We start from the raw sequence: 14,844 nt of genomic DNA, 5'->3' as shown, positions 1-14,844 counted from the left end.
GTCGCGCATGACTATGGCGTGGTGCCCTGGAAGAAGAAGCCCGCGAGCCTGTCGCCGATGTTTGCTAGCCCGGAGACCAGGCTGCTACTGGCGAAGGGCAGGGTGCCCACGTTGCCGAGACCCGATACGCCGCTGCCGAGGTTGGAAAGCCCGGAGGAGATCGAACCGAAGTTCTGGAAGCCCGAGGCGAAGGTGCCCCCCGCGGGACTGGTGTTGAACAAGCCCGAAATGCCGGAGCCATTATTGCCGAATCCCGAGCTGCTACCGGCGCCGGTATTGAAGAAGCCCGAAGACGGTGCGGTGCTCGTATTGAAGAAGCCCGGCGGCTGCGGGACGACCGCAGTCGTGATGGTGGTGCTGGCCAGGCTGATGCCGGGGATGGTGACACCGGGAGTTGTGAAGCCGCCGATGCCGATCGGGGGGACGGTAAGCGGTGGCGTGGCAGTCGCTGGGATGGTGATTTGCGGCAAGGTGAAACCGCCGACGCCGATGGACGGGATAAAAAACTCTGAGGTTGTGCTGAAGGTGGGGAATGTGAAACTAGTGATGGTGAAGGTGCCGGTGCTGAAAGGGTTAATGAAGCCGCCGTCCTCAAATGTTATTGGTCCAATTGTAGCTGGCAGGATCTCAATTGTCCCCCCAATGAGGGTGCTATCTATGTTAATTATTGGGGTTCCTCCGGAGGGGGCGGAGACGGTAATCTCGGGTATTCTAAAAGATGGTAAGCCCGTCCCGTTGAAGACGATGCCGGGTGTCTGAAAGCCGTCGAACTGCAAACTGGGCGTACTCAGGATGGGCACCGTTATAGCGGGCAAGCTAAACCCGCCCACCGTAATATCGGCAGGCGTCGTCCCCCCTGGAATAGATATCGACGGTATCGTTAGCTCGGGTAGGTTGAAAGTCGGGACGCTGACCCCGGGTATCTCTATGGGGGGCAGGGTTATATCGGGCGTGGCGATTTCAAAGGCGAGGCCACCCTGGCCATTGGCTGTCGAAAAGAAGCCGTTGTTCATGTCGCCCACGTTGAAGCCGCCGGTGTTGATGTTGCCCGAGTTGAGAAAGCCGGTGTTGGTGTCACCCGTGTTGAGGCTGCCGGTGTTGGAGTTGCCCGGGTTCGCGTCGCCCGTGTTGTAGCTGCCGGTGTTGAAGCTGCCCGTGTTTGCATCGCCGGCGTTGAAGCCGCCGGTGTTGAACGCGCCGGCGTTGAAGAATCCCGTGTTAGCTTCTCCGGTGTTCCATAGGCCCGTGTTGTAGCTGCCCGAGTTTCCGATACCGAAGTTTCCGGTGCCGGAGTTGAAGAACCCGATATTTCCGTTTCCTGAGTTGAACAACCCGAGATTATTGCTGCCCGAGTTCAGGCCGCCGATGCCAATCTGGTTGTTTCCGGTGAGCCCGATCCCGATGTTGTTGTTGCCCGTGTTGCCAAAGCCGATGTTCCCGATCCCGGTATTCGCAAGACCGGTATTATTGCTGCCCGCGTTGCCGAACCCGAGGTTAAAGTTGCCGAGGTTTGCGGGACCGATGTTGAGATTGCCCAGGTTTCCGGAGCCGACATTGTTGCTGCCGAAGTTTCCGAGACCGACATTGTTGCTACCAAAGTTTCCGCTGCCCAAGTTAGCCAGGCCGACATTTCCATTGCCCACGTTGCTGCCGCCGAGGTTGGCCAGCCCTAGGTTAAGCACGAGCGTCCGGGCGGGTGCTGCCGCAGCCGCGCCGGCGGCAGCCGCGCTGCCCATGGCGGGGCTGGCTGCAGCCGCGCCGGCGTTCTGGCCTGGCAAGCCCATCAGCGACTGGAGCGGTTGGGTGAACGGGGTCAACGCCGACGCGGCCGCCGAAACCGCGCCGTGGTATCCGACCATTGCGGCCACATCCTGAGCCCACATCTGCTCATAGGCGGCTTCAGCTGCCGCGATCGCCGGGGCGTTTTGCCCGAACAGGTTCGACATCACCAACTGGACGAACCCGTTCCGGTTGGCTGCCACGATCGCTGGATGCACGGTAGCGGCCTGCACCGCCTCAAAGGCACCCGCCACCGCCCGGGCCTGTCCGGCCGCCTGGGCGGCGCTGGTGGCGCCCCCGGCTAACCATGCCGTGTAGGGGGAGGCCGCAGCCGTCATTGCTACCGACGCCGGACCTTGCCACGACCCATTGGCCAATTCCGCGGTCGCTGATCCGAAAAACCTGGCCGCCGAGGCCAGCTCAGCGGCCAATCCATCCCAGCCGGCCGCGGCTGCCAACATCGGCCCGGGCCCGGCACCAGCGAAGATTCTGAGTGAGTTGATCTCAGGAGGCAAGACCGAAAAATTCATCGCTGCAACCCTTCTGACCTTCGTGTGTGATGTTTCGCGCGAGAGTCCTACGAGACGTGTGGCGCAAGACCTCCGTATCCTGCGGCGACGGCGGCAGAACCACCGGCCACCGCCGCAGCGTATCATAACGTAGTTATATACTTTGGCGACGAGCTCCCAAGATCAGCCGATTGGCGCGCATCGCTAGGCATGGCCCGCTGTCTCTCGAAAGTCCTGGAACGGGCCCGGACTGGGCCAATTTCGGAAGTGTAGTACTTCATCTGCAATGCCAATACTTTGAGTTATTAGACACGGCGACAACTGAATTCGCTGTTCTGGGTGACTGGTAGCCGCGACACCTGATGCCGCGGCTGGGCAGCCGTGATTGCTGCCGGTGCCGGACTCTGTCACGACCCACCAGCCGGACCTGAGGTCGCTAGTCGAGTGGAGTCGCCCTTGAAGCCAGCTCAGCGGTTGACGCATCCCAGCAGGCGGTGACGTGCCAACCTCGGGCTGCGCTCGGTGCCGGGAGACTTATTGGCCGAGCCGATCTCGAGAGCTACAGTCGAAAAACAGTTTTCTACAACTTGTTTCACGCTTCTATCCGGGCTCTCTGCTTCGGTCTGACCACATCTGGCACAAGAGGCACGAACCCTGCAGTGACCGTAGTAGAACTGGCTTCGCTAGACGGAAGCCGATATAACTGAGTTATGGACAGTGTGGCATTAGTGCGATAATCTCCTGCCAATTGCTCAGAAGCGCGTTTCGCTGAGTTTGCTGACTGCCTCTGGGATGACCTGGTACGAGCCCGGTTCGGGGCCGATTTCGGAGGTGTGGCGTGTCGTATGTGATTGCGGTACCTGAGGTGTTGATTACAGCGGCAGCCGATTTGGCTAGTCTTGGCGCGGCGCTGGCGGAAACTAATGCGGGTGCGGCCGCTCAGACGACGGGGATCGCGGCTGCGGGCGCGGATGAGGTGTCGACGGCGATCGCGGGATTGTTTTCTGCCCACGCCGAGGCTTATCAGGGGCTCGGCGCGCAGGCGAGCGCGTTTCATGCCCAGTTTGTGCAGGTGTTGACCGCCAGTGCGGGGGCGTACGCGAGTGCCGAAGCCGCTAGTGCCTCACCGCTGCAAGGTGTGCAGCAGGGCCTGCTCAACGCGGTGAACGAGCCGATTCAGGCGCTGAGTGGGCGCCCGTTGATCGGCAACGGCGCCAACGGTGCACCCGGTAGCGGGGCCGCCGGTGCCCCAGGTGGCTGGTTGCTCGGTAACGGTGGGGCCGGCGGGTCGGGTGCGCCCGGCGGGGCCGGTGGTGTCGGAGGGGCTGCCGGGCTGATCGGCACTGGAGGCGCTGGCGGCCCCGGCGGGAGTTCTACGACAGGTAGCGGCGGGGCGGGCGGGGCCGGCGGGGCCGGCGGGTCGTTGCTGGGCGCTGGCGGGGTGGGTGGGATCGGCGGAATCTCATCTGTCGCCACCGGCGGGCATGGCGGTGCTGGCGGGGCTGGGGGGCTGTTCGGGGCGGGTGGGCTGGGCGGGGCCGGCGGAGGCAGCCTGTCCGCCAGCTCGGCCGGCGGGGCCGGCGGGGCCGGCGGGGCCGGCGGGCTGCTGGCCGGGTTGGTCGGTGCCGGCGGCGGTCATGGCGGCACCGGCGGGTTCGGCGGGGATGGGGGAGCCGGCGGGTCTGGCGGCAACGGAGGCCTGGTGTTCGGTAGCGGCGGGGCGGGCGGGGTCGGCGGCGTCGGCATTGATGCCGTCGACGGGGCCGGGGGTGCTGGTGGGGCTGGCGGTAATGCGGGTCAGTTGTTCGGCAGCGGCGGCGTTGGCGGGGCCGGCGGCACCGTCACTGGCGGCGGTTCTGTTATCGGGGGTGCCGGTGGGGCTGGCGGCGACGCTGGGCTGCTGTTCGGCAGTGGCGGGGCCGGCGGGGTCGGCGGCACCGGGGTCACTGGTGGGGCGGGTGGGGCTGGCGGCGGCGCCGGCTTGTTTGGCAACGGTGGAATCGGCGGGACCGGCGGCGCCAGCGTTTTTGGCGACGGGGGTGCCGGCGGGATCGGCGGCAGGGCCGGTCTGGTGCTCGGCAACGGCGGTGCCGGCGGGGCCGGCGGAGAAGGCGTAGCGGCCGGTGGGGCTGGCGGGACCGGTGGCAATGGTGCGTTGATCGGCAACGGCGGCAACGGCGGCATCGGCGGCGCCGGCACCACCACCGGCAGCACCGGTGTCGGCGGTACCAGTGGGCTGCTGTTAGGGCTGGACGGTTTCAACGCCCCGGCCAGCACCTCGCCCTTGCATTCCCTGCAACAACAGACACTGGGCGCGATCAACGCGCCCATCCAGGCATTGACCGGACGGCCGCTGATCGGCAACGGTGTGCCCGGGGCGCCTGGTAGTGGGTCCAATGGAGCCCCCGGGGGATGGTTGCTCGGCGATGGCGGGACCGGCGGATCCGGCACTACAGACTCGGGTCTGCGGGGCGGGGCCGGCGGGGCTGCCGGGCTGTTGGGCACTGGCGGGATGGGCGGGGCCGGCGGAGCCAGCAGTGTCGGCAGCGGTGGGGCTGGCGGGGCTGGCGGGGTCGGCGGGTGGCTGTTGGGCGACGGCGGGGCCGGCGGGGCCGGCGGAGCTAGCAGTGTCGCCGGCGGCGGGGTCGGCGGGGCTGGCGGGGTCGGCGGGCTATTGAGCGCCGGCGGGCTTGGCGGGGCCGGTGCGGCTAGCTTCGGCGGCGACGGCGGGGCCGGTGGGGCCGGCGGGGCCGGCGGGCTGTTCGGTGGGTTGCTCGGCGCTGGCGGCGGTAACGGCGGCCACGGCGGATTCGGCGGCGTCGGCGGGGGTGTCGGCGGGATCGGCGGCAACTCCGGGCTACTCGGCGGTGCCGGCGGTGCCGGCGGGGCCGGCGGATTCAGCTCTAGTGGCGACGGGGGTGCTGGTGGGGCCGGCGGCAACGCCGGGTTGCTGTTCGGCGCCGGCGGCGTCGGCGGGGACGGCGGTTTCGGCAGCGACACCGGTGGGGCCGGCGGGACCGGCGGCACCGGTGGGCAGTTGTTCGGCAGCGGTGGGGCCGGTGGCGCTGGCGGGGAAGGCGACAAGGGTGGGCCCGGTGGGGTCGGCGGGAACGCCGTGCTGATCGGCAACGGCGGCAACGGCGGCAATGGCACACCCACGGGCAGCCCCGGCACCGGCGGACTTCTGCTAGGTCACAACGGGCTCAACGGGTTGCCGTAGCCGCGTGGCACCGCAGACCTCCGGCAGCTAATCGTCCGACGACGCTCAACAAAGCGCCGATGATCGTCGTGGATAGGGCTGGAGTCGTTGACGACCAACCGTTTCCGGTTGGTTGCGACAGTTACGGCGTACAGCTACCCGCCGCCCAGCTTCTTGTAGAAGCTGCCCACGATCGGAGCGATGATAGCGCGCGGAGCGTATTGGCTCGCCACCGACATCGCTTTCGACGTCAGGCCTGGAACAACGCGCATCTTGTTGCGTTCCAAGGCATCCAGCGATAGCCGGGCGGTGTGTTCGGTCGAGATCCACAAGAAGTCCGGCACCAGTCTCTCGACCAGCGATGCCTCGGCGGCATCCGGTAGGTCGGTGCGCACTGGACCGGGTGCCAGCAGGGTGACGTGCACACCGGAGCCACGTAGTTCACCCCGCAGCGATTCGCTGAAGGTGTTCACAAAGGCCTTGGTGGCGGCATACGTAGCGTTGTAGGGAATGGGCGAATTGCCCGCCGCGGAACCGGAAATCAAGATCCCGCCGGCCCTGCGCTCGATCATGCCCGGCAGCACCGCCAGCGTAAGGTCGTGCACCGCCAGAGCATTCAACTGCACCTGCGCCTTCTCGCCGGCCGGTTCCAGCGACGAGACCGGGCCGAATGTTGCCGTACCCGCGTTGGCGCACAGAATCGAGATGGGCCGGGTAGACAGTTCGTCGCACAGTTTGGCCCGTTCTCCCGGGTCGGAAAGGTCGGCCGGTCGCACGTCGACGGCGATGCGGTACTTGTCGGCCAGGCGGGCGGCCAGGTCGGTCAGCACGTCCTCGCGGCGCGCGGTAACGATCAGGCTGTGCCCGCGTGCGGCGAGTTCCGTCGCCAGGGCCTCGCCGATGTTTTGCGACGCTCCGGTGACCACGGCGCGGGCGTCGGCATTGGGTGCGGGGATTGACATGGGCCAATCGTAGACAGCTGGCGATCGCAAGCGCGGTGACACCGGGCGCAGTGGGTCGCTACCAATGTGATGGGGCGCTCGCGGGCACGAGCACCGGAGTCCTGCTGTTGGCGACGTGACGGCGCCAATCCAATTAGAGTGCCGGGCATGAGCAAACCGGGGTCGCGTTCGGACACCCTGCTGCACTTTCGGGTAGTGACGTGGGCACTGTGGGACTGCGGTTCCACCGGTCTGAACGCGATCGTGGCGACTTTCGTGTTTTCCGTCTACTTGACCGACTCGGTGGGTGCGGGCCTGCCCGAAGGCACGTCGGCGGCGAGTTGGTTGGGTCGTGCCCTGGCCATCTCCGGGCTGACCATCGCGCTGCTGGCGCCGGCCATCGGCGTGTGGGTGGAGGCCCCACACCGCCGGCGGCTGGCACTAGCTGTGCTGACCGGCCTGGCAGTGACCTTGACCAGCCTGATGAGCCTGATTCGTGACGACACGAGTTACCTGTTGCCCGGCCTGGCATTGCTGGCGGCTACGGCAGCATCGAGTGACCTGGCCACTGTTCCGTATAACGCGATGCTGCGCCAGCTCTCCACGCCGCAGACGGCGGGCCGGATCTCTGGGATCGGTTGGGCATCGGGCTACGTCGGCAGCGTTTTGCTGCTCTTGGTGATGTATGTGGGCTTCATGTCCGGAAGCGGCTCCGAGCGTGGGCTACTGCACCTGCCGATCCAGGACGGAACCAACGTGCGGGTGGCGATGCTGGTTGCCGCGGCCTGGCTGGCAGTGTTTGGCCTGCCGCTGCTTGTAGTGGCCCATCGGCTCCCCGCGACCGGCCTCGAGGCCGATCTGGCTGCCCACGCTCGTCACGCCAGCACAAGCATGCTGGGTAGCTACCGCAAATTATGGGCGGACATCACCGCGGAATGGCGCCGCGACCGCAACTTGGTCCACTTCCTCTTCGCGAGCGCGGTCTTCCGAGATGGGCTTGCCGCGATGTTCGCCTTCGCCGCCGTGCTCGGCGTGAATGTGTATGGCCTCTCGCAGGCCAACGTCCTGATTTTCGGTGTGGCCGCCAGCCTGGTAGCTGCGCTGGGGGCGGTGACCGGCGGGTTTGTCGACCACCGGATCGGTTCCAAGCCGGTCATCGTCGGCTCGCTGGTGGCGATCATCACCTTGGCGCTGACGTTGATGTCGCTGTCTGGGCCGGTGGCTTTCTGGGTGTGCGGGCTGGCGCTGTGCCTGTTCATCGGGCCGTCGCAGTCGTCGGCGCGCGCGTTGTTGCTGCACATGGCTCAACGTGGCAAAGAGGGCGTGGCGTTCGGCTTGTACACAATGACGGGTCGAGCGGTGTCGTTCGTGGGCCCATGGTTGTTCTCTGTCTTCGTCGACGTCTTCCATGCCGACCGGGCCGGCTTGGGCGGGGTTTGCCTGGTGCTGAGCGTGGGTCTGCTATTGATGCTGCGGGTGCGAGTGCGGCCCAGGGGCGACACGGTCGCCGTCGAACCGATTTAGCTCGCGTCGCAGATCGTCAGGCCCATTCCGGTGCGTTGGCGCACCTGAACCCCGGCCACCGTGATCGAGCAGGTGACGTTGTGTCCGATGTTGACAATCGTGACGTTCGCCGGGTGTATCGCCGACTCCGACAGGCGGACCTGTTTGCTCCACGGCAATTCCACATTGAACTCGGTCTGAATGACGTTGCCGGTATCGATATAGGTGACACTGATCGCCCGTCCTTCGCCGGAGACGCTGTACACAACGGTCTGCATCGCGGCCGGGCCGGTCGTGTCGGTGGGCGCACCCGGGCTGCTCGTGGTGGTGGGCGCGGGCGCTGCGCTGGGCGACGGTGTCGACGTCGTCGTCGGGGTACGAACAGTCGAATTGGGCCCAGGCATCGCTGGCAACGGTGCCACCGCGGTCTGTCTCCTGGCCGAGCCGTTGGCTATCACCAATGCGATGACCAATGACACAACCAACAGCACAGCCGCGCCGGCGGCGACCCATAGCCAGCGCGGCGATTTCGGTCCCTGCGGTGGCGAGGGAGCCTGGCCCGGTTGCGTGGGTTCATCGGATAGCGACGGATCTTGTGGCCAGTAGGGCGGGGGCTGCGGGGGTGGGTTGGATTGGTAGGGGCCTGGCGCCCACTGAGGAATCTGGGCCTCATAGGCGGGTCCATAGGACGCTTGGTCGGCGTAGGCGGGGTCCGTCGTCGACGGATTGTGGGAACCCCGCGGCGCAGCGGGTCCGGTCGGCCCAAAACCCGCTTGAGGGGGACCAAACCGCTGATGTCGACGTGGATCGGTCATGTCCACCTCATGGGTTGCAGGGTACCCGCGCCCGACGCGTCCGGGGGGCTGGCGGATGCCGCGGAAGACAGGGCCGCTAGTGGCACTGACGTCCAGCCGTCAGTGCGGCGAGCGTCATCGCCCGCATGATGGCCCGTGAATGCGTCACACGCGCTGGCTGGGCCTCCGTCGATTTCATGCTGTGCGGTGTCGAGTTCAGCAGGCCGAATACGGCGTGCGCCATCACGCGAGCGTCGGCCTCGGCCAGGTCTGGGCTTAGGCCGCGCAGGACGTCTACCCAGGTCTCGACGTACTGTCGCTGCGCCCGACGGACCTGGCGCTCGGCCGACGGGGGCAAGTGGGCAAGGTCGCGGTCCTGGATCCGAATGAGATCTGGTTCGCCCAGCGCAAAGTCGAGGTGAAATTCGATGAGGCCATCAAGCGCCGCGGCCGAGTTGGCACTGCCGGTGATGACGTCGGACGCACCCGCGAGCAGCCGGGCACTGATGCCGACCAGCAACTCCACCAGCAGCGACTCCTTGTTGGGAAAGTGTCGGTAGATGGCCGGACCGCTGACCCCGGCGGCGGCGCCGATGTCCTCCAGCCGGACCGCCAGGAAGCCCCGCTCGGCAAACAGTCGCTCGGCGGCCGACAGGAGCGCGACGCGCCGGTCGGACTTCAACTGGCTGCGCCGATTTGGGTTCTCGGGCTGGCCGGGTCGGCTGTCGGCGGCGGACGCTGTCATGATCGCCTCCGTACGCACCTCGTCCTGGACACTTCGGTTAATCATCACTAACGTAGCACGAGTTATTGGGCATTAACTCGAGTTTGTTGTGTGGCCAGCAAGCGCGTGGAGGAGCCGTGGCAGCCACCGGAGCCACAGACCGTTGTCGTGTGTCCTACGACCGCGGCACGCGAACGCCGGCGCTGCTCGAGACCACCATCGGCGCCAACCTGTCCGGGTGCGCGGCTACCTGCGCGCAGCGCGATGCGCTGGTCGATGTCCGGGCGGGGCTGCGGTGGAACTATGCGGAACTGCTCGCCGATGTGCGCCGGCTGGCAACGGGATTGGTGCGCGCAGGTATCACCACGGGTGATCGGGTAGGCATTTGGGCGCCCAACCGGTGGGAGTGGGTGCTCGTCCAGTACGCGACCGCCGAGATCGGCGCGATCCTGGTAACCATCAACCCCGCGTACCGGACCAGCGAACTGGCATATGCGCTCAGGCAGTCCGGCGTTGCGATGGTGATCGCTGCCGCCGGATTCAAGGACGCTGATTACCGCGCGATGCTGGCCGAGGTGGCGCCGCAGTGCCCTGGCCTGCGGCACGTGGTGTTCATGGAAAGCCCCCGTTGGGACGCGCTGGCCCGAGCGGATGCCGACTTGGCTATCTTGCGCAAGATCGCCGCGACACTAGCCAGCAACGATCCCATAAACATCCAATACACTTCTGGGACAACGGGATCCCCGAAGGGCGTCACGCTCAGCCACCGCAATGTGCTCAACAACGGCTATCTTGTCGGCGAGTTGCTCGAATACGCGGAGCACGATCGGATCTGTATCCCGGTGCCGTTCTATCATTGTTTCGGCATGGTGATGGGCAACCTCGCGGCCACCAGCCATGGCGCCTGCATGGTGATACCGGGTCCCGGTTTTGACCCTGCCGCCACGCTGACGGCGGTGCAAGCCGAGCGGTGCACCAGCCTCTATGGCGTGCCGACGATGTTCATCGCCGAGCTCGGCTTGACGGACTTCGCCGACTACGAGTTGGACAGCCTGCGCACCGGGATCATGGCTGGCGCGCCGTGCCCAATCGAGTTGATGCGCGAAGTCATTGAGCGGATGCATATGCCAGGGGTATCGATCTGCTACGGCATGACGGAAACGTCGCCCGTGGCTACCCAGACGCGGCCCGACGATTCGCTGGCGCGGCGTGTCAGCACGGTGGGCCGGGTGGGGCCACATGTGGAGGTCAAAGTAGTCGACCCGGGCACCGGCGAGACAGTGCCTCGTGGTGTGGCCGGCGAGTTCTGCACGCGGGGCTATTCGGTGATGGCGGGTTACTGGAACGAGCCCGAGCGGACGGCGGAGGTGATTGACGCAGATGGCTGGATGCACACCGGCGATCTCGCCGCGATGGACTCGGGTGGCTACATCCGGATCACCGGACGGCTCAAAGACATTGTCGTGCGCGGTGGGGAGAACATCTCGCCTCGTGAGATCGAGGAGTTCCTCTTCACGCATCCCGATATCGTCGACGGTCACGTCATCGGAGTGCCCGACGAGAAGTATGGGGAGGAGCTGATGGCGGTGGTCAGGCTGCGCCCGGGGGCACCGGAGCTGACCATCGAGAAGCTGCGCGAATTCTGCGTGGGCCGGATCGCCAACTACAAGATTCCGCGGTATCTGTGGATCGTCGAGGCGTTTCCGATGACCGTCACCGGCAAGGTCCGCAAAGTGGAGATGCGCGAGCTGGCGATCGAATATCTTCGGGAGGGTCGAGACTGACCCCGGGCAGCGAGCCCCTCCACGTTGGAGAAACACGCCTAGTTGAAGAACCCCGACTGCATGTCATCGGTGTTGAAGCCGCCCGAGCTGAACATGCCCGAGTTGACCACGCCGGAGCTGAAGCCGCCCGTGTTATTTCCGATGCCGGTGTTGCCAGTTGCGGTGTTCGAGATGCCCGTGTTGCCCGTGCCCGAGTTATTGACACCGACGTTGTTGGTGCCGGTGTTGAGCAGACCTGCGTTGCCAACGAGGCCGGTGCTGATGTTTTGGATCCCCGAGTTGTTGTCACCGAAGTTATTGAAGCCGGAATTTCCGATGCCAATGTGGCCGAAGCCCGAGTTTGGGCCAACCTGGTCGACTGAGCTGCCGATGCCGGTGTTCAGGTCGCCTGAGTTGAACAAGCCCGTGTTGGTGTCGCCCGAGTTGCCCCACCCGGTGTTGGTGTCGCCGGCGTTGAAGTCGCCCGTGTTGCTGTTGCCCGAGTTGAAGCTGCCCGAGTTGAAGTTGCCCGAGTTCCCGAAACCAAGATTCTGCCCGCCGGAGTTCCCGGTGCCCATGTTGAAGCTGCCCGCGTTGCCGAACCCGAAGTTGTTGAATCCCGCGTTGCCGAAGCCGGTATTGGTACTGCCCCGGTTCCCAAAGCCGGTATTGGTGTCGCCGGAGTTCGAGAAGCCAAAGTTACCGTCACCGGAATTGAAGAATCCCACGTTGTTGCTGCCTGAGTTGAAGAAGCCGATGTTGTTATCACCGGAGTTGCCGAAGCCGATGTTTCCGATGCCGGAATTCAGTGCACCAATGCCGATCAGGTTGTCGCCGGTGAGCCCAAAGCCGATATTGTTGTTGCCGGTATTCCCAAAGCCCAGGTTGTTAGTCCCTAGGTTGCCGAATCCTACGTTTGAGTTGCCGCTGTTTCCGGACCCTAGGTTGAGATTACCGAAATTCCCACCGCCAAGGTTGGTGTTGCCGAAGTTTCCGTTGCCTAGGTTTCCGTCACCAAAGTTCCCAAGACCGAAGTTCCCATCGCCCGTGTTTCCGCCGCCCACATTGATCGAGCCATTGTTCCCATCGCCGAAGTTTGTGTTGCCGGTGTTTCCGCTGCCCAGGTTGAAAAAGCCGAAGTTTCCGCTGCCCAGGTTTGCCTGGCCCATGTTCCCACTGCCCAGGTTGGCGTTGCCGATATTCCCGAAACCGAGGTTGACGTCACCGATGTTTCCGCTGCCTAGGTTGTAGTCGCCGGTATTGCCGATGCCCACATTGAAGACCGGCACGTCGACCGCGGGTAGGGCGGCGGTCAGCGTGGCAGCGGGGCCGCTGAGCGCGGAGGCCACGCCGGCAGCCGCCGCAAATGAAAGGTTCGAAATGTCAAAGAAACCCGACTGGCCGTCACCGGTGTTGAAGTAGCCTGAGCTGTTGTCGCCCGCATTGCCCACACCTGAGGTGAACGGGAACAGGGGATTTGTGCCTGAGTTTGCGATCCCGGTGTTGAACATGCCCGTGTTGAACAGGCCCGTGTTGGACCGGCCGGCGTTGTCGATTCCGGCACTTCCGCCATCGCCCACGTTGAGCAGGCCCGAGTTGCCGGCAAAGGCGCCGGTATTCGTGTTCTGGAAGCCCGAATTGAGGTCGCCCGAGTTGTTGAAGCCCGAGTTGCCTGTGCCGGTGTTGCCGAAGCCGGAGTTAGCTACCGCTTGGTTGTCCGGGCTGCCAATGCCAGTGTTCAGGTCGCCCGCATTGAAGGCACCGGTGTTGGTGTCACCCGAGTTGCCCCACCCGGTGTTGACGTCGCCCGCGTTGAAGTCGCCCGTGTTGGACGAGCCAGAGTTGAAGTTGCCCGCGTTGAAGCCACCGGCGTTGCCGAATCCCCAGTTGTTGGAGCCGGAGTTGCCCGCACCCATGTTCTGGATGCCTGTATTGCCGAAGCCGAAGTTGCTGAAGCCGCCGTTTCCAAAGCCAGTGTTGGTGCTGCCGGCATTGCCGTGGCCGGTGTTGGTGTTGCCGGCGTTGTCGAAGCCGAAGTTGTTGTCCCCGGAGTTGAAGAACCCGATGTTGTTACTGCCGGAGTTGAAGAAGCCGATGTTGTTGTCCCCGGAGTTTCCGAAGCCGATGTTTCCGATACCCGAGTTCAGTGCCCCGATGCCGATCATGTTGTCGCCGGTGAGCCCGAAGCCAATGTTGTTGTTTCCGTTGTTCCCAAAGCCGAGGTTGAAGTTGCCACGGTTGCCGAAGCCGACGTTGTTGAAGCCGTTGTTTCCGTGACCCCAGTTGAACCCGCCGGCGTTGCCACTGCCCCAGTTGCTGGTACCGGAGCTGCCGCTGCCGAAGTTCCCGCTGCCGATGTTGCCGAAGCCGAGGTTGCCGTCGCCGGCGTTTCCGCCGCCCAGATTGAGAGTGCCGAAGTTTCCGGACCCGAAGTTGGTGTTCCCGGTGTTTCCGCTGCCCAGGTTGAAGAAGCCGAAGTTTCCGCCGCCTAGGTTTGCCTGGCCCATGTTCCCGCTGCCGAGGTTGGCGTTGCCGATGTTCCCGCTGCCGAGGTTGAAGTCGCCGGTGTTTCCGTTGCCCAGGTTGTAGTTGCCGATGTTGCCGATGCTCAAAACGTTGCCCACGCCGGTGTTCCCGATACCCAGCGCCGGGATGGCGAGGGCGGCGGGGCCCGATGCCAGTGCAGCGGCCGTAGGTGCACCCGCTCCGGCCACAGCTGCCCGAGCTGCAGCCGCGGGGGCTGCCGCCGCCGCAGCCACAGCGCCGGGCAGTGCCCGAAGCGCCTGCTGCCACGGCGCTAGTTGGCCGGCCACCGCCGATGCCCCGGTGTGGTAGCCCACCATCGCCGCGACATCCTGGGCCCATAACTGCTCGTAGGCGGCCTCGGTCGCCGCGATCGCCGGAGCGTTCTGGCCGAACAGGTTCGCCAGCACCAGCGACACCAGCTGATTGCGGTTGGCTGCTACCAGCAGCGGATGCGCCGTGGCAGCTCGCGCCGCTTCGAACACCGCTGCAGCCGCCTTGGCCTGAGCTGCGGCGCCAAGAGCCCGTGCTGCCGCGGCGCTCAGCCAGCCCGCATACGGGGCCGCTGCGGTCGCCATCGCTGCCGCTGCCGGACCCTGCCACGACTGCGCCGCAAGCCCCGAGGTGGCGGACGAAAACGCGGCTGCGGCATCACCTAACTCTGCGGCTAGCCCATCCCAGGCCGCCGCCGCGGCCAACGTAGGGGCAGACCCTGCTCCGGTAAACATCCGCAGCGAATTGATCTCCGGCGGCAACGTCAGGAAGCTCATCCGATTCGTCCCTTCTCGGCCCGCTGCACGTGCCCTGGCCGGCAACTTCGTTGCACGATGTCCGTCCACATCGCTGGCCATCGTGGATCCGATGATGTGATCGCAGACACGATGCGGTGCCTCCCACCGACAAGGCTCGGGTGTGTACCCGACACCTCGAGCAACTACGCAGGAAGAACTCTATTCCTCTTAGGGCGCGGCGGTGGTCTCTTCACTCAATGTCGGGCGCCGGGTGAAGTTTTCACGAGGAGGCCGGGACGTCTGCTGCGTGGCGAAGTCCAGAACAACCGAAGCGCCTCAGCTGCTGGGTAGGCCCCATTGCGGCCACGCATCTCGATG

8 protein-coding genes are annotated in these 14,844 nt (G+C 65.3%); 3 read left to right on the top strand and 5 right to left on the bottom strand.

What is annotated here, in order from left to right; translation table 11 throughout:
• Positions 1 to 11: 11 nt before the first annotated feature.
• Positions 12 to 2,309 (bottom strand): PPE family protein, encoded by a 2,298-nt coding sequence (locus F6B93_RS15830; protein WP_211695923.1) that lies wholly within the window; start codon positions 2,307 to 2,309, stop codon positions 12 to 14.
• Positions 2,310 to 3,126: 817 nt separating this feature from the next.
• On the opposite strand from F6B93_RS15830, the gene F6B93_RS15825 reads away from it, so the two are divergent.
• Positions 3,127 to 5,508 carry a PE family protein gene (locus F6B93_RS15825; RefSeq protein WP_211695922.1) on the top strand — a complete coding sequence of 794 codons (2,382 nt, stop codon included), beginning with the start codon at positions 3,127 to 3,129 and terminating at the stop codon, positions 5,506 to 5,508.
• Between the two features lie 134 nt (positions 5,509 to 5,642).
• Here the strand turns inward: F6B93_RS15825 and cmrA are convergent, their stop codons facing one another.
• Positions 5,643 to 6,449, bottom strand: a complete 807-nt coding sequence (cmrA, locus tag F6B93_RS15820) for a mycolate reductase (RefSeq protein WP_211695921.1) — start codon at positions 6,447 to 6,449, stop codon at positions 5,643 to 5,645.
• Between the two features lie 147 nt (positions 6,450 to 6,596).
• Here cmrA and F6B93_RS15815 point away from each other — a divergent pair, with 147 nt between their 5' ends.
• On the top strand, positions 6,597 to 7,952 hold the full coding sequence (locus tag F6B93_RS15815) for an MFS transporter (RefSeq protein WP_211695920.1): 1,356 nt from the start codon (positions 6,597 to 6,599) through the stop codon (positions 7,950 to 7,952).
• Here F6B93_RS15815 and F6B93_RS15810 read toward each other — a convergent pair.
• Positions 7,949 to 8,746, bottom strand: a complete 798-nt coding sequence (locus F6B93_RS15810; RefSeq protein WP_211695919.1) for an MmpS family transport accessory protein — start codon at positions 8,744 to 8,746, stop codon at positions 7,949 to 7,951. The genes F6B93_RS15815 and F6B93_RS15810 overlap by 4 nt on opposite strands.
• Before the next feature lie 76 nt (positions 8,747 to 8,822).
• The gene (locus F6B93_RS15805; RefSeq protein ID WP_211695918.1) at positions 8,823 to 9,470 is read right to left on the bottom strand and encodes an SACE_7040 family transcriptional regulator; all 648 of its coding nucleotides are present in this window, start codon (positions 9,468 to 9,470) and stop codon (positions 8,823 to 8,825) included.
• A gap of 116 nt (positions 9,471 to 9,586) precedes the next feature.
• Here F6B93_RS15805 and F6B93_RS15800 point away from each other — a divergent pair, with 116 nt between their 5' ends.
• The gene (locus F6B93_RS15800) at positions 9,587 to 11,233 is read left to right on the top strand and encodes an AMP-binding protein (RefSeq protein WP_211695917.1); all 1,647 of its coding nucleotides are present in this window, start codon (positions 9,587 to 9,589) and stop codon (positions 11,231 to 11,233) included.
• A 38-nt stretch (positions 11,234 to 11,271) separates the two neighbouring features.
• Here F6B93_RS15800 and F6B93_RS23790 read toward each other — a convergent pair whose 3' ends face one another.
• The gene (locus tag F6B93_RS23790) at positions 11,272 to 14,505 is read right to left on the bottom strand and encodes a PPE family protein (RefSeq protein WP_211695916.1); all 3,234 of its coding nucleotides are present in this window, start codon (positions 14,503 to 14,505) and stop codon (positions 11,272 to 11,274) included.
• Between the last annotated feature and the right edge of the window lie 339 nt (positions 14,506 to 14,844).

Origin of the sequence: Mycobacterium spongiae, assembly GCF_018278905.1 — a bacterium.
Lineage (GTDB): Bacteria > Actinomycetota > Actinomycetes > Mycobacteriales > Mycobacteriaceae > Mycobacterium > Mycobacterium spongiae.
Note: the sequence above shows the minus strand (reverse complement) of the source record. Positions and strands in the feature narration are given on the sequence as shown.